The following is a 14,836-nucleotide window of genomic DNA, read 5'->3' as shown; positions in this document are numbered from 1 at the left end:
TGTGCTCCGCACGACGTATTCAAACTGGATTCCGGCCTTCGCCGGAATGACGGTGAGGCAAGGCCATCACTTCTCCACCACCACACGACTCGCCTTCCACGCTGCCAACCGCTCTTTGATGTAGCGGTCGTAGTCGTAATCGGTTTCCAGCCGTGGCGGCAGACGAAGCGTGTCGCCCGTGGCGTCTGGCACCGGCAGGCGCGAGACGAGATCCGCGTACACCTCCTGCAGATGCGAAGGCTTGTTTGCCGAAGGATTCACGCCCTTCGAGGCCGGCACAGTTACGCTGGCTAGCGGATCGTCGGTGCGCGGCGTAGTGAGGCTGATCGCCGCGCTCACGTCGGGCGCGGCCGCATCGCGCGCGGTCAACGGCTGCAGGCCCCAGCGCAACTGCATGGTTTTCAGGACCGACGTGTGATCCAACGGCGTGGAACCGGATGCACGAAACACCGTACCCGCCGGAATCAGCGGCGAAATCAGCAACGTGGGCACACGCGGCCCGAAACGTTTGAAGTCGAAGCCGTATTCACCAGCGGAATTGTCCGGCGGCACCGCGTTCGTCGGCGGCGGCACGTGATCGTAGCAACCGCCGTGCTCGTCGTACGTGATGATCAGTAGCGTCTGGTTCCACTGCGGGCTGTTGCGCAGCGCATAGTACAGATCGTGAATGTATTGTTCGCCGAGCGCCACATCGTAATTGGGATGCTGGCTGTTGCCTTTCGAACCCCAGCTCGGTTCGAGAAATGCATACGATGGCAGCGTACCGTTTGCAGCATCGGCCTGAAAATCCTTGAACTCGCCGAAATAGGTGTCACCCAGATTGGTGATGTCGGTGAACGTATGGCGAGTGAGCGGATCGGCGTCGTAGCCGTAGATTTTCCAGCTGATGTTCTGCTTGCTGAGTGCACCGAAGATGGATGGCGCGGTAAAGGTCTTGGTCTTGTCGTCCATGTGCCCTTGCGAGGTGGCAGCATGGGCGAACGCGCGATTAGGCAAGGTTTCGGTCGGTGCCGAACCATACCAGTGATCGCACACTGCAAAACCGCGCGCGAGGGCGGAGAGCACCGGCAAGGTATCCGGCGTGTGCATGCCCATGATGTCGTTGGCGACCGTGCCCGGGTAGATCGAATAGCTTTTGTTTTTCGATTCCCAGCTCAAGGTGTACGCAAAGTTGCTGACGAAGCCTTGATTGGTCGACACCGGCGGCGTGGGTGCGGTATTGCTGCCGAACAGCTGCGCATTGGTGGCGGTGTAGCCTTCGCCGGGATCGGCGCCGGGCATGAAATACGTGCTGGCGGCGCCGCTTTGAATTTTGAACACGGTGACGGGTGCACCGCCCGAGCCCAGGTTGGACTCTTTGCCGGTCAAGCCTTCGTACGCTTGTCCTGCGGGCGACACATTGCCAGCGTCGGTGTAGAGAAAACCCAGCATGTGATCGAAGGAGCGATTCTCCAACATCAGCACAACGATGTGGTTGATCGCGGACAGCGAGTTGCCGGAAGTCGCCATGACATGCAGCCTCGTGTAGGGAAGGAGAGCGCCACGCGCCGATCATCGTCCGCAGGCGCGAATGGCTGGCAGTACCTTAGTGAATTCGGATGACAAATTTTCGCGAACGCCGTCCGCGATTCAGGCACGATCCACATAGGGCGCAAGAATGTTCGTCAGCCAAGTCATGAATGCCTGCACCCGCGCCGACACGTTGCGCCGCTGTGCATAGAGCAGCGATACGGGCATCGGTTCGGCACGATAGTGCGGCAACACTTCCACCAGGCGCCCAGCCTCGATGAGGTGCAACATGCCCGAATGAGGAGCCTGGATGATCCCCAGGCCAGCCAGGCATCCGTTTTCATACGCGTCGATATTGTTGACGGTGAGCACACCTTGCATGGGTACGTAGCGGCATGCCGAGCCTTCCATGTATTCGAAGCCGGGCGATCGTTGGCCTAGCGTGCTCACGTAATGGATCAGTTGGTGATGCGCGAGATCGTCCAGCGTTTGCGGCACGCCGTGCGCGTGCAGATAGGCCGGGCTTGCGCAATTGACGACGCGCAACTGTCCCAGCGACCGCACGATGAGGCTTGAATCCGTCAGCGTGCCGACACGCACCACGCAATCGAAACCTTCCGCCACCACGTCGACGCGGCGATCCGTGCAGCTCAGCTCCACTTGTATTTGCGGATGGTTGCGCAAGAATTCCGGCAATCGCTGCACGACGTACTTGGCCGTGCCACTGTTCATATCCACGCGCAAGCACCCGCTCAAGGCCTGCGGCGCCTGCTGGAACATGCTGTTCAATTCTTCCAGATCGGCTAGCACGTCCTTGCAGCGTTCGTAGAAGCGCTGGCCATCCTGCGTCAATTGCACTTTGCGTGTGGTTCGATGCAACAGCTGCGTGCCGAGCTGCGCTTCCAACTGCTGCACGGCGGTGGACGTGCTGGCCTTGGGCAAGCCAAGACTGTCGGCGGCCTTGGTGAAACTGGCCAGCTCCGCCACTCGCGCGAAAATCTGCATGGCTTCGATCCGGTTCATCGTCTGCCTCGCCCGATTGTTCATATTTTACGAACACAGCACTCATGATCGACCGATTTATGCGGTGTGTACAGATCAATATCCTGCGCGTCGTTGGTTTCCTTTTCTTTCCTAGACCGAGGAGATACCCATGAGCACGACTACCCCCATCGCCCTGATCACCGGCGGCAGCCGCGGCCTGGGCCGGAGCATGGCCTTGAAGCTGGCCGAACACGGCACGGATGTGGTGCTGACGTACCGCTCCAACAAAGCCGAGGCGGATGCCGTGGTCGAGGCGATCACCAAGCTCGGCCGCCGCGCCGTGGCCTTGCAACTGGACGTAGGCAAGACGTCCACGTTCAAGGCTTTTGCCGAGCAGTTGCGCGCGGCGCTGAATGCGCAGTGGCAGCGCGAGCAGTTTGATTACCTCGTCAACAATGCCGGCATCGGTTCGCACGTCAGCTTCGCGGAAACTACCGAAGCGCAGTTCGACGAGCTGATGAACGTGCACTTCAAAGGAACGTTCTTCCTGACACAAACGTTGTTGCCGCTGATCGTCGACGGTGGACGCGTCCTCAACGTCTCCAGCGGCCTGGCGCGCTTCGCCCTGCCCGGCTATTCGGCTTATGCGTCGATGAAAGGCGCGATCGAAGTGCTGACCCGCTACCTCGCCAAGGAACTAGGCCCGCGCCACATCGCCGTAAACACGCTCGCACCCGGTGCGATCGAAACCGACTTCGGCGGCGGCGTGGTGCGCGATAACGCCGATCTCAATGCCTTCGTCGCTTCGCAGACTGCGTTGGGTCGCGTGGGCTTGCCGGATGACATCGGCGGTGCGGTGGCGATGCTGCTGTCGAAAGAATGTGGATGGATCAATGCGCAACGCATTGAGGTTTCGGGCGGGATGTTCATCTGAGCATAATGCTACGGAACGACGGGCCTTGAACTTGCCTGTAGGTTGGGGCGTAAAAACCCCAACCTACGTGGCTGAGGCTCATTTTCAACCTCGAAGAACATCACCTCCCACTTCTGGGAGAGGCCACAAAAACCCCAATCGGTGTACCTTTCCCTTCTGACATCGAGAGGGAAGCAGCCGTGGTCAGCTACACCCCCATGCACTCCACCCCCAGCCGCGAACAGGCGCTGCACGCGCTATACGAGGCCGCGGAGCTCGAGCACTGCCTGATGTGCACCTACCTCTACGCGACGTTCTCGCTGAAAACGTCGATCGAGGAAGGTGTCACGGCGCAGCAGCTCGAAGCGATCACGCGCTGGAAGCGCAGCATGCTGCAAGTGGCGATCGAGGAAATGGGCCACCTGATGTCGGTATGGAACATCACGGCCGCGTTGGGCGGCTCGCCGCGCGTGGGGCGCGTGAATTTTCCGCTCGATCCAGGCTATCTGCCCGCCGGCGTGGTGGTGAAACTGGCGCCATTCAACATGGCCACGCTGCAGCATTTCATCTATCTGGAACGCCCGGCAGGGTCCAGCGAACCGGACGGTGAAGGCTTCGAGCCCGAACGTCGCTTCGTGCGTGGAGCAACCGGGCCGCGCCTGACGCCGATGGGCATCGATTACGACACCGTGGGCGAGTTCTATCAAACCATGGCAAATGGGCTGCGCCGTCTGGTCGAGGCGCATGGCGAAGCCGGCGCCTTGTGCGGCAACCCTGCCCTGCAGCTATCCAGCGCGGACGTATCGCTACCCGGCGCGAAGAAGGTGATCTGCCTGAAAACGGCCTTGGCCGCGTTCGAATCCATTATCACGCAAGGCGAAGGCGCGCAGGAGAACACGGAGAATTCGCACTACCAGCGCTTCGCTGCGATCCGCACGGAATACCAGGCGTTGTTGGCGGCCGATCCTTCGTTCAAGCCGGCCTTCCCCGCCGCCACCAATCCGGTGCTTCGCCGCCCGCCACGTCCGGAAGGTCGCGTGTGGCTGGAAGATCCGGATGCGATCGCCACCGTGGATCTTGCCAATGCTGCTTACGGTTTGATGCAGCGTCTGCTCGCTTACTCGTACGCCGTACCGGCGCCGGATCCGGACAAGACCCTAGCGCTAGACCTTGGCATCGGCCTAATGCGCGCTGTGGCCCCGCTAGCCGAACGCGCGGCGCGGCTGCCAGCGGGGCCATCGAACCCGGACTGCCATGCGGGCGTTACGTTCATCACCTTGCGCGACGCTTCCCCGCTACCGCCGGGACCGAGCGCGCACCGCTTTTTCCGCGAGCGTTTTCAGCAGTTGATGGAAGGGGCCGAGCGTCTGAGCACCTCGGGCGATTCACGTACCGTTGCTGCCGCATCTGTGTTTTCAAACCTCGCCCGACAGGCCGAGCAAGGCTTCGATCTTTCTCGTCCGGCACCGTCATTGGTGGCCGCAGTTGCGCCTGCCGTCGCAGCGCCGGCCCCTGTGGCGCCGGTCTCCACCGTGCAGGAAGGCATTGAGCAGGTTGAAGGCGAAAAACTCACGCTGCGCTTCGAGACCAAGCGCTGCATTCACGCGCGCTTCTGCGTCACCTGCGCGCCGAAGGTTTTTCTCGCGAACGTGCAAGGGGCGTGGCTTTATCCAGATGCGATGGATGTGGAGCGACTGGTCGACATCGCGCACGCCTGCCCGTCCGGCGCGATTCAATACACGCGCCACGATGGGCGACCGGACGAATCCGCACCGCCGGTGAATCTCGTTAGCACGCGCGAAGCAGGGCCATACGCCTTTCGCGGCGATTTGCGCCTCAGCGGCCAATCCGCCGGCTTTCGCGCCACGCTATGCCGCTGTGGTGCATCGAAAAACAAGCCGTTCTGCGACAGCTCGCATCACGACGCAGGCTTCAGCGCCAGCGGCGAACCACCGACGAGTACGTCGACCGATGCGCTCGACGTGCGTGACGGCCCGCTGCATATCGATCCGCAGTTGAACGGCCCGCTGCGTGTGCGGGGCAACCTGGAGATCGTCAGCGGCACGGGCCGCATGGTGGCGCGCGTTACGAGCGCCTACCTGTGCCGCTGCGGGCAGAGCCAAAACAAACCGTTCTGCGATGGCAGCCACGCCAGGGTGGGTTTCACCGCCGACGGGGCGTGATCACTCTTCCTCTTTCTGGCGCTGGTTGTCTTCGCCAGTATCGTTCAATGCGTCGCCGGCAGCGTTGGTGTCTTCCAGGCGTTGCGGCGGGCCGCGCTTGGTGCGGGGATCGTAGGGGGCATCCGCTTGTTTGGGCTTGGCGTTGGATGTTGCGTTGTGTTCGCTCGACGTAGGCATGATGGGTCTCCGCGTAGTCAGAGTCAGATGAACTATGCGACTCGCGCCACAAACGCAGGGTTCTGGTGGCGTCAAAAAAGCGTATATCGCCATCGTGATGCACATAGCCCCTCTCCCTCCGGGAGAGGGGGTTGGGGTGAGGGTGCGGTCAGCGCGTGATGGAGAAGACTTGCGCAAGGAGTCAGCATCGATCTTCGCCCGAACCCTCCCTGCGGAAGCGAATGGTCCCCTCCACCATTTAGAATGGCGGCTTGTGTCTATTCCGTGAGGGTTCTTCGTGGTCATCCATCCCAAGGTTCGCGGCTTTATCTGCATCACGGCGCATCCGGTCGGTTGCGAGAAAAACGTGGTGGAGCAAATCGGCGTCACCAAGGCCAACGGCGCGCCCGCCGCCGGCCCCAAGCGTGTGCTGGTGATCGGCGCTTCCACGGGATACGGACTGGCCTCGCGCGTCACTGCGGCCTTCGGCTACGGCGCGGCGACGCTGGGCGTGTTCTTCGAGAAGCCCTCCAGCGAAGCCAAGCCCGGCACCGCCGGCTGGTACAACTCCGCTGCGTTCGACAAGCTCGCCAAACAGGCCGGCTTGTACAGTCGCTCCATCAATGGCGACGCGTTCTCCAATGAAACCCGCGAGCGCGCCATCGAGCTGATCAAGAACGAGATGGGTGGTCCAGTCGATCTGGTGATCTATTCGCTAGCGTCGCCCGTACGCAAGCTGCCTGACACTGGCGAAGTGGTGCGTTCCGCGCTGAAGACGATCGGCAAGCCGTTCACCGCGTCATCGGTGGATACCGGCAAGGACACCGTGACGCAGGTGACGGTGGAACCGGGAACCGAGCAGGAAATCAAGGACACCGTCGCCGTGATGGGTGGCGAAGACTGGACGCTGTGGATCGATGCACTGAACAAGGCCGGCGTGCTGGCGGAAAACGCCACCACTGTGGCTTACAGCTACGTCGGTACCGAAATCACCTGGCCGATCTACTGGCACGGCACCATCGGCCAGGCCAAGCAACACCTGGACAACACCGCGCAGGAACTCAATAAGCACTACGCAGCACAGGGCCTGCACGCTTACGTCGGCGTGATGAAATCGGTAGTGACGCAGGCCAGCTCGGCCATTCCGGTGATTCCGCTGTACGTATCCATGGTGTTCCGCATCATGAAAGAAAAAGGTCTGCACGAAGGCACCATTCAACAGGCCAACCGTTTGTTTCATGATTTCCTCTACCGCACAGACGGCACGCCGCCGCCCACCGACGACGAAGGTCGCCTGCGCCTGGACGATTGGGAATTGCGCGAGGACGTACAGCAGGCGTGCAAGGCGCTGTGGCCGCAGGTCACCACGGACAACCTGTGGGAAGCGACCGACTACGCCGGCTACAAGCACGAATTTCTGCGCCTGTTCGGCTTCGATCGCAAGGACGTGGATTACAACGCGGATGTGAATCCGGATGTTGGGTTTGATGTTATTCAGCTGTGACGCGCAGCTACCACCTAATGTCACATCCAGGGTAACTCCGCAGTGCCGTCATTCCCGCGAAAGCGGGAATCCATTTGCACGTGATGCTCCAGAGCAAGATGGATTCCCGCTTTCGCGGGAATGACGGCCCTCGGTATATGACGGCCGTCGAGGCACCACATAGATACCAATAAAAAAGGCCGGCATTTGCCGGCCTTTTTTGCATCAACGCATGATGCCCGTATGCCCCAGCGAATACCGCCCCGGCTGCGGCCACACCGCCAGACCATGCGGCTCCATGCCCACCTTGATGATCTTCACCTTGCCGGTCGCCGTATCGAACGCATACACCACGTCATCGAAACGGCCCGACAGCCATAGCCATTTGCCGTCCGCCGTGACGTTGCCCATGTCGGGGCTGCCGCCGCCCGGAATTGGCCAATTGGCCACCACCTTGCGCGTCGCGAAATCGATCACCGACACGCTGCCCGGGCCGCCGCGCGGACCATGCACCTTGTTCGAACCGCGATTGGCCACGTACAGCTTGGTCGCGTCGCGACTGGGATACAGGCCGTGCGTGCCGATACCGGTCTTGATGAAGCCGATTTGCTTGAAGCTGTCGCCGTCGATCAGGTACACGCCATCGGCCATCATGTCGGCGACGTAGAACACCTTGCCGTCAGGCGACACGCGGATGTCCTGCGGCATGCCGCGCTTGTTGAGCAGCAGATAGCCGAGCACCTTGCGGTTGACCATGTCGATCTTCACCAGCTTGCCGCCGAACTCGCAGGTAAAGATGGCGTAGCGGCCGTCGATGGAAAAATCCGCGTGGTTGATGCCCTTGCATTCGGGTGCATCGAGACGGGATTTCAGCGCCATCGTGTGCGGGTCGCGAAAGTCCAGGCGTGCAAAGGCTTCGGCCACGACAATGGCTTCCTTGCCGTCCGGCGTGAAATACATGTTGTACGGATCGTCGACCGGATCTGCCTTGCCGGGCTTGCCGGTACTGGCATCGATCGGCGTAAGGCTGCCGTCGTTACGGCCTTCGGCGTTGTTGGTCACCCACAGCGTCTTCAGATCCCACGCAGGCACTACGTGCTGCGGGCTGTGGCCGACCGGAAACCTGTCGACCACCTTGAACGTGGCCGGATCGATCACGTACACGTCGTTGGAGCGCAGGTTCGGCACGTAGATGCGCGGCAGCGCGTTGGCCACCGCCGGGCTGAACATATTGAAGCCCGCGTTGCTGTACATGTTGTTGGAGTTGCTCACCGGCGGCATGCCGGGAACGGTCTGCACCGTTTGCGCCGCGGCAACAGCGGTCACACACAAACCGGCCAGCACGACGCCGGCACGCAAGGCAAGACGCCCAAAACGATCAAATTTCACGGCAGATTCCCGTATTTGAAGAAGACTTTTTAATGCACTTCCGAAGCTCGTATCAGCGCCCCGCGGTTTCTTTGCGGATGGCGTCGACCGTGCGCGAAACTATAGCATCCACACCCATTTGGCCGAGCTCTACGCTGGAACGCCGCGGATCGCCGCCGTACACGCCATCGGCCGCGCCGGGTTTGGGCGCGTTGCGCAACTGACTCAGCCGCACCATCTGCGGCGCCACGGCAAGTTGCAGCGAGGTATCGGCCAGCCCGGCATGCGTGCCGATTTCATCGTCGCGAATACCGTGCTGACGCAAGAGTTGTGCATAGCCGTCGGACGAAGCGTCGTAATACGCCGCAGGCAGGATCGCCCGCGCATTCGTACCGGCCCAGGTCTTGTTGAGATGTGCCACCACCTGCTTCAGGTCTTTCTGGTAGCCGCCGTGATCGCCGATAAAAACGACGTCGCGAAAACCATGCACGGCGAAACTGTTGGCGGCCGATTCCAGCAGCTTCTCGAATACATCATCCGGAATGGTGATGGTGCCCGGGAAACGCATATGCGAGGTGGGTGGCGCATAACTGCCTTCGGGCACATAGGCCACAACCGGCGCCACCAGGGCATTGCCAAGTTTTTCCGCGATCCTGTCCGCGAGGTATTCCGCGCGCACGTTGTGCTTGCCTACGGCGATATATGGACCGCTCTGCTCGGTGCCGCCAATGGGAATGATCACCGTGGTTTTGCCGGCGCGAATCTGGTCGCGCAGTTCGGTCCAGGTGTAGTTCTGCAAGCGCACGCCTTGCGGTGCCTGCGCGAGGGCCGGCTGCGCGATGGCAAGAAGAACGACAGACGCAACAAGGCATCGCAATAAGTGGCGCATCATCATGGGGCTGGCGATGGGGATAGGAAGAAACGACGCGGCATATGGTTGCATGCCGCTCGCGCCTTCGCATCATCTTCACGCCGATTGCCCGCATTTTGCCCTAATCGCTTTCCTCTAATCGCTCTCCTGCGGAATAGCTCGGCGAAAGATTTCCTCCCAATAGGCCATGCGTTCCGAATAGGCTACGCGCACCGATTCGGGCTGATCGTTCTGCAGGCTACGCACGTGAGTGATCGGCAAGGTCGCCGAGGCCATGTGCCGCCACGCATCTGCAGCCGCTCTCAGATGTGAATGGGACGACAGAAGCGCAGCGATGACCTGCTGATCCACCATTTGCTGCGCACTCAATGCCATCAAGCCTTCCAGCGCGATATCGGTGCGCTCGGAAAGGAACGCGACGGCCTCGCCCCAGTTATTGAAGCTGACTTCCATGGGCCGGCTCCTTGAGTTCGGGGGACGCCTACAGCCTAGGGGTGCAGCGATCAATTCTGCGTAGGCGTCGTCGTGCGTGGATGAGTCCGTTCATGTGCGGTATCCATAGCGTGACTCTATCGCCGTCGTGTCGCCTGACATCGGAAATTCTTCTTGAAATTCAATGGCACCGATTCGTTGCCCTGACTTTTCTCGCTCCGGGCACATCCATGTGCCCTCTCCGCCTGCGCTGGGACGACTTCCCTGTCACACCCAGGAGTAGACGTCCTAAACAGCTTCCGCCTGCTGCAGCGGCTCCCACACATGCTCCGGATAGTACCGCCGCATCAGCTTGTTCACGTACGCGACCAAATTCGGCCGCCCCACCACCGCATCGCGCAGCGGCGTATCGAAGAACGGCGTGAGGATCGCGGCGAGCACGCCGAACGCCGTCGCATCCACCGCACTCATGCGTTCGCCCAGCAGATAGGGCTTGTCGCCCAGCAGCGTGGCCACCGCATCGATGGAGCGCACGCCTAGCGCGGCAATTTCGCCAGCCGAATGCCGGCCGATACCATGCCCGCGCAAGTCATCGTCCTTGCGCGCCTGAATGTCGCGGCGCAGCTGTTCGCGTTCCGCCTCCGGCGCGCGATCCGCGAAATGCGCCGGCCCCTTGGCGAAATTCTCCGGGACGATCCAACGGAACCACACCATCGCGAAGTAGAGATGATCCTCGAGCAGCCGCTCGATCGCCCAGGCTTCCGCGCGTTGGCGCGCATCCAGACCTTCGTCCAGATCCACGCCGTACCTGCGTTCGATATGCGCGCGGATGAAGGTGGAATCGCAGATCACTTCGCCATCATCCGTCAGATAAGGCACCTTGCCCTTCGGCGCCTGCGGAGGAATGGTGGATTCCCGCATGTAGGAGAGACCCGCCATCTGCAACTGCACTTCAGTCTTGATCACGAAGGGGCTGGTTTCCGGCATAGCGAAACCGGGACGCGTGGCGTACAGGGTGATGTTCGGTGTGGTCATGTCCTTGAGTTCCGCACTGAAAAGGTCGGCATAGTGTGAGCCGCCGCTGCTGACAACGTGTTGTCAGCAGCCCTGTTCAGAACAGCCTGCTCGCGTCATCGCCCGAAGCGGATGCATACCAGACCAACACAACGGGCGGCACCCATTCGCCCAGCGGCATGCCGACTGCATAGCAGGCATCGAGCGTATCGATCAATGCCCGTGCGTAACGGAGATCACGCGCTTCCGGCGGCAAATTCGCAACCTGCCACTCGATCATCTCGAGCATGCGCAACGACCATTCGTACAGCTGATCGGCACGTTCGGAGAAACGCGCCCGCAGCCAACTGCTTAGCGGCGCATGGACCGTATAGCCATAACGCTCCGCGGTGCGGCGCACGAACTCTCCCACTTCATCCCCGATACCGCGGAACCACTCGGTGTGCCCGCCGGCCGTGTCCGATACCAGCAAAGGAGCGGCCGCGCGATGCTCCGGCCAGCGCTCGATCAGCAGGCGCTCCAGGCGCCGGGCATCGCGCAGACGCCCGGTTTCCACTAGCAGCCCCTGCTCCAGGTCCAATAGCGCAAAAAAACGCGAATGGAACGTACGAAATCACTGAACCGGATCTTGCGTGAAGCCTACCTTGGTCAGGTCCTCGCCCAGGCTGGGCAGCACGTAGACGAACGTTCGTCCGCGTGGCGCAATGCGCGGCAAATCCCAGTAACCATCTGTCTCGTGTTCGCTCAAGCCCACTCCTTAGTATTCGAAAGGTGGGATAACTCGACGCCCATCCCCCGGCACGCAATACTGCTACGCAAGCAGTAAGGGGAATAAGACGTGAATAATGCAGTACCCAAGGGCAGCCTGGCCTGCGTGGGCATAGGCATGACGCTGGGATCTCACCTCAGCCCGCGGACTCGCAGCTACATTGAACAAGCGGACGTGGCCTTCGTTCTGGTATCCGACGGCATCATCGAACAGTGGCTGCAAGGCATGAACAAAGACATGCGCAGCCTGCAGCCGTATTACCAGGAAGGTAAATCGCGGATGAAGACTTATCGGGAAATGGTCGATGCCATCATGACCGAGGTGCGCTCAGGCAAGCGTGTTTGCGGCGTGTTCTATGGCCACCCTGGCGTATTTGCGTGGGTACCGCACAAGGCCATTGAAAGTGCGCGGGGCGAGGGCTACTCCGCCCACATGGAACCCGGCATTTCTTCCGAGGACTGCCTGTACGCCGACCTTGGCATCGATCCTGGCGCGCGCGGCTGCCAGCACTACGAAGCCAGCCAATTCATGCTTTACCGGCGTTGTATCGATCCAAGCGCATGGTTGATTCTGTGGCAGATTGGCGTGGCCGGCGATAAATCGCTTAAGCGTTTTTCCACCGGGGCCGCACACCGGCAAGTGTTGGTGGATGTGTTATTCCGCAACTATCCGCGGGACCACCAAGTCATCATCTACCGCGCAGCTACCCTGCCCTTCCAAGCGCCTCGCATCGACCGCCTGGCGCTCGAAGCATTACCCCAGGCCGACGTAGGCATGGCCGATACCCTGGCCATTCCACCCGCCCGTCCACTGGAAGCCGATGACGAAGTTCGCGCACGACTAGCCGCACTGGCGTGATTGCGCCTGTTTGATGGACAAATCAGGGCAGAGAGAAGCCTATTGATGGATAAGTTCGCCCGTGGAAGCGCGCCTGTCTGCGGCGAGATATGATGCATCCGCTCACCGTGCTCCAGGAACGACCACCGCGGGCGATAAAGGGGTACCACAGCACTACAGGGGTAATTTAGATGTTGAATGTCGTTCGCTTTTTAGAAAAGATGGGTAGCGACGCTCAATGGAACGAGATCAGTATGGACAAAATGGAATTGGCGCTTGCAGAAGCTGATATCGAAGATCCGGCTCGCTCGGCCATCTTGAATAAAGATGTTGCGGAGTTGCAGGCGCTTATGCAGCAGAAGCTATTTAATCCCATCATTATTCCCGGCACAGAAGAGGAAGAGGAGGAAGAAGAAGACGGGGATGAGCCCGGCGAAAAAGATATGCGCCTCTCACACTCTTCTTCATCAGCTCCTCAGTCGTAGATGCACGCCACCGGCAACAAACGCCGGAAGTACTACTATGCGGGAATTCTCCTGCTACTCGTTGTGCTTGCGGGTGCGGCCAGTGCTGCCGCACCCGCGCCACAGAGCGCCTCGCAACTCTTGGCCCTCGCTGAGAACATAAAAACTGCAGACAATGCAGCGTTCGCCAAACTTCTCCAGGAACTCCAAGGCCGTACAGCTGAACTGTCCGAGGAAGAGAAATGGCTACTGCGCTATATGCAGGCTTACCAAAACGCTTACACCGGCAAGGAAGAATTAGCCAGGACTCAGCTAGAAGCCATAGCAAAAGAGGCGCCAGACAGCACTTTGAGAACTAAGGTGATAGGCACCTTGATAAACGTGCTTGGTGTCGAGCACCGCTACGATGAAGCCTTCGAATATCTAGATCATGCCCTGGACAACTTGACGCAAGTCACCGACAAGGAAGCACGTTTTCATCTTTTAGGCGAAGCTTCGCAGCTGTTGAGCGATGCAGGACAATACGAACTTGCCGCCAGCTACGCCAATCAAATCATCGTGGACTATCCAAATGGCAGAAACGGCTGCATCGGCCGTATGCTTGAGTTGCACGACAAACTCAGCGGCAGCCAAGTCAACATCGCCAAAGATCAATTTCAAGAAGGTATAAACAGCTGCCTTGCAGTCGGTGAAAAGATGATCGCCGACGCAATACGACGCGACATGGCCGTGCTGGACATGCAACAAAACAAGATGGATGACGCGCTCGCCTTGCTGCAGGAACACTACGAAGAAGTAAAAGGATTCAATTATCCTGCGCTGGCCGCAGACTATAGTGCCTTGCTAGCACAGGCTTACTGGAAGAAAGACAACGGCCTTCTGGCGCAAAAATACGCAACAACCGCGGTTGATATTGCCGCCAAGAGTGATTTCACCGAATCGCTGGTAGAGTCCTATCAACTGCTCTATCAAATTGAACGGCAACAAGGAAACCTGCGCGACGCGCTTGCCTATCACGAAAAATATGTCGCCGCAGACAAAGAGCATTTGGATGACGTTCGCGAAAAGGCGCTCGCCTATCAAATCGTCAAGCAACAGGTCGAAACAAAGAAAATAGAGCTTGATGGGCTAAACAAGCAAAACCAGATCCTGCAGTTGCAGCAAGCACTCGACCACAAAGCCATGGTAACGAGCCGCTTGTACATCGCACTGCTGCTCACCGTGCTGGCTTCCATCGCCTTCTGGCTGTACCGCCTCAAGCGTTCGCAACTGCGCTTTATGCGACTGGCGCGCAGGGACGGCCTTACCGGCATCTTAAATCGCCAGCATTTTGTCGAAGAAGCCGAGCAGGCGCTGCGCTACGTCGCCAAGTCACTGCGAGGCGCCTGCCTGATCCTGATCGACCTCGACCACTTCAAGAACATCAACGATACCCATGGCCATGTCGCCGGTGACCATGCGTTGAAACGTATCGTGTCGATCTGCCAGAAGCACCTACATTCTTCCGACGTGTTCGGACGCATCGGTGGTGAGGAATTCGGCATCCTGTTACCGGAATGCACGTTGATCCAGGCGCTCGAGCGGGCGGAAAGCATCCGCCAAGCCATCCAGGCCATACCGGAAGATGAAACCGAACATGTTCCGCTTAGCGCCAGTTTCGGCATCGCCTCAAGCACACATCATGGCTACGATTTTCGACGCCTACTTATCGCTGCGGACAGTGCTCTCTATCGCGCCAAGCGTGACGGCCGCAATCGCGTCGTGGTCAGCATGAACGAGCACGCCCCCTCTTCCTTTTCGGCCAATGGCCACACTCCCGGCGACAATCTCACCAACGCAGCTCCCTAAGCCGA

General features: G+C 59.9%; 15 protein-coding genes. 6 read left to right on the top strand and 9 right to left on the bottom strand.

Annotation, left to right across the window (positions count from 1 at the left end):
- Positions 1-66: 66 nt before the first annotated feature.
- Entirely contained in the window at positions 67-1,509 is a 1,443-nt protein-coding gene (locus ISP18_RS07465; protein ID WP_380008863.1) for an alkaline phosphatase family protein, read from the bottom strand.
- 120 nt (positions 1,510-1,629) lie between these two features.
- Complete coding sequence (locus tag ISP18_RS07460) at positions 1,630-2,532, bottom strand: LysR family transcriptional regulator (protein WP_380008860.1); 903 nt, start codon at positions 2,530-2,532, stop codon at positions 1,630-1,632.
- A 130-nt stretch (positions 2,533-2,662) separates the two neighbouring features.
- On the opposite strand from ISP18_RS07460, the gene ISP18_RS07455 reads away from it, so the two are divergent.
- Both ISP18_RS07455 and ISP18_RS07450 read left to right on the top strand, forming a co-directional pair.
- Positions 2,663-3,427: an SDR family NAD(P)-dependent oxidoreductase gene (locus ISP18_RS07455; RefSeq protein ID WP_380008857.1), complete on the top strand. Its 765-nt coding sequence runs from the start codon at positions 2,663-2,665 to the stop codon at positions 3,425-3,427.
- 179 nt (positions 3,428-3,606) lie between these two features.
- Positions 3,607-5,589, top strand: coding sequence for a ferritin-like domain-containing protein (locus ISP18_RS07450; protein WP_380008854.1), 1,983 nt, complete (start codon positions 3,607-3,609; stop codon positions 5,587-5,589).
- Here ISP18_RS07450 and ISP18_RS07445 read toward each other — a convergent pair whose 3' ends face one another.
- Complete coding sequence (locus ISP18_RS07445) at positions 5,590-5,766, bottom strand: hypothetical protein (RefSeq protein WP_380008851.1); 177 nt, start codon at positions 5,764-5,766, stop codon at positions 5,590-5,592. It lies immediately after the preceding gene.
- 277 nt (positions 5,767-6,043) lie between these two features.
- Here ISP18_RS07445 and fabV point away from each other — a divergent pair, with 277 nt between their 5' ends.
- Positions 6,044-7,249, top strand: a complete 1,206-nt coding sequence (gene fabV / locus ISP18_RS07440) for an enoyl-ACP reductase FabV (RefSeq protein ID WP_380008848.1) — start codon at positions 6,044-6,046, stop codon at positions 7,247-7,249.
- A 204-nt stretch (positions 7,250-7,453) separates the two neighbouring features.
- Here fabV and ISP18_RS07435 read toward each other — a convergent pair whose 3' ends face one another.
- From ISP18_RS07435 to ISP18_RS07410, 6 genes are all read right to left on the bottom strand, one after another.
- A complete protein-coding gene (locus ISP18_RS07435) occupies positions 7,454-8,617 on the bottom strand; it encodes a YVTN family beta-propeller repeat protein (protein WP_380008845.1) in 1,164 nt (387 codons plus the stop codon).
- A gap of 52 nt (positions 8,618-8,669) precedes the next feature.
- Positions 8,670-9,539 (bottom strand): creatininase family protein, encoded by an 870-nt coding sequence (locus tag ISP18_RS07430; RefSeq protein ID WP_380008843.1) that lies wholly within the window; start codon positions 9,537-9,539, stop codon positions 8,670-8,672.
- Positions 9,540-9,602: 63 nt separating this feature from the next.
- Positions 9,603-9,920: a hypothetical protein gene (locus ISP18_RS07425; protein WP_380008840.1), complete on the bottom strand. Its 318-nt coding sequence runs from the start codon at positions 9,918-9,920 to the stop codon at positions 9,603-9,605.
- Between the two features lie 267 nt (positions 9,921-10,187).
- Entirely contained in the window at positions 10,188-10,934 is a 747-nt protein-coding gene (locus ISP18_RS07420) for a glutathione S-transferase family protein (RefSeq protein WP_380008837.1), read from the bottom strand.
- Positions 10,935-11,010: 76 nt separating this feature from the next.
- On the bottom strand, positions 11,011-11,469 hold the full coding sequence (locus tag ISP18_RS07415) for a hypothetical protein (RefSeq protein ID WP_380008834.1): 459 nt from the start codon (positions 11,467-11,469) through the stop codon (positions 11,011-11,013).
- A 57-nt stretch (positions 11,470-11,526) separates the two neighbouring features.
- The gene (locus ISP18_RS07410) at positions 11,527-11,661 is read right to left on the bottom strand and encodes a hypothetical protein (RefSeq protein WP_380008832.1); all 135 of its coding nucleotides are present in this window, start codon (positions 11,659-11,661) and stop codon (positions 11,527-11,529) included.
- 90 nt (positions 11,662-11,751) lie between these two features.
- Between ISP18_RS07410 and ISP18_RS07405 the strand changes: the two genes are divergently transcribed.
- The 3 genes from ISP18_RS07405 to ISP18_RS07395 all read left to right on the top strand — a co-directional run bounded on the left by ISP18_RS07405 (position 11,752) and on the right by ISP18_RS07395 (position 14,831).
- Positions 11,752-12,540: an SAM-dependent methyltransferase gene (locus tag ISP18_RS07405; RefSeq protein WP_380008829.1), complete on the top strand. Its 789-nt coding sequence runs from the start codon at positions 11,752-11,754 to the stop codon at positions 12,538-12,540.
- A gap of 170 nt (positions 12,541-12,710) precedes the next feature.
- Entirely contained in the window at positions 12,711-13,004 is a 294-nt protein-coding gene (locus tag ISP18_RS07400; RefSeq protein ID WP_380008827.1) for a hypothetical protein, read from the top strand.
- Entirely contained in the window at positions 13,005-14,831 is a 1,827-nt protein-coding gene (locus ISP18_RS07395) for a tetratricopeptide repeat-containing diguanylate cyclase (protein WP_380008824.1), read from the top strand. It begins immediately after the preceding gene.
- Positions 14,832-14,836 lie beyond the last annotated feature (5 nt).

This window comes from Dyella humi (assembly GCF_044904605.1).
GTDB classification, from domain to species: domain Bacteria; phylum Pseudomonadota; class Gammaproteobacteria; order Xanthomonadales; family Rhodanobacteraceae; genus Dyella_B; species Dyella_B humi.
This window is presented reverse-complemented; position numbering and strand designations above follow the sequence as displayed.

Bases quoted from the DNA above. Each gene is read 5' to 3' on its own strand.
- ISP18_RS07430 (WP_380008843.1), bottom strand. From the start codon at position 9,539: ATGCAACCATATGCCGCGTCGTTTCTTCCTATCCCCATCGCCAGCCCC.
- ISP18_RS07420 (WP_380008837.1), bottom strand. From the start codon at position 10,934: ATGACCACACCGAACATCACCCTGTACGCCACGCGTCCCGGTTTCGCT.
- ISP18_RS07445 (WP_380008851.1), bottom strand. From the start codon at position 5,766: ATGCCTACGTCGAGCGAACACAACGCAACATCCAACGCCAAGCCCAAA.
- ISP18_RS07425 (WP_380008840.1), bottom strand. From the start codon at position 9,920: ATGGAAGTCAGCTTCAATAACTGGGGCGAGGCCGTCGCGTTCCTTTCC.
- ISP18_RS07395 (WP_380008824.1), top strand. From the start codon at position 13,005: ATGCACGCCACCGGCAACAAACGCCGGAAGTACTACTATGCGGGAATT.
- ISP18_RS07455 (WP_380008857.1), top strand. From the start codon at position 2,663: ATGAGCACGACTACCCCCATCGCCCTGATCACCGGCGGCAGCCGCGGC.
- ISP18_RS07400 (WP_380008827.1), top strand. From the start codon at position 12,711: ATGTTGAATGTCGTTCGCTTTTTAGAAAAGATGGGTAGCGACGCTCAA.
- ISP18_RS07465 (WP_380008863.1), bottom strand. From the start codon at position 1,509: ATGGCGACTTCCGGCAACTCGCTGTCCGCGATCAACCACATCGTTGTG.
- ISP18_RS07460 (WP_380008860.1), bottom strand. From the start codon at position 2,532: ATGAACCGGATCGAAGCCATGCAGATTTTCGCGCGAGTGGCGGAGCTG.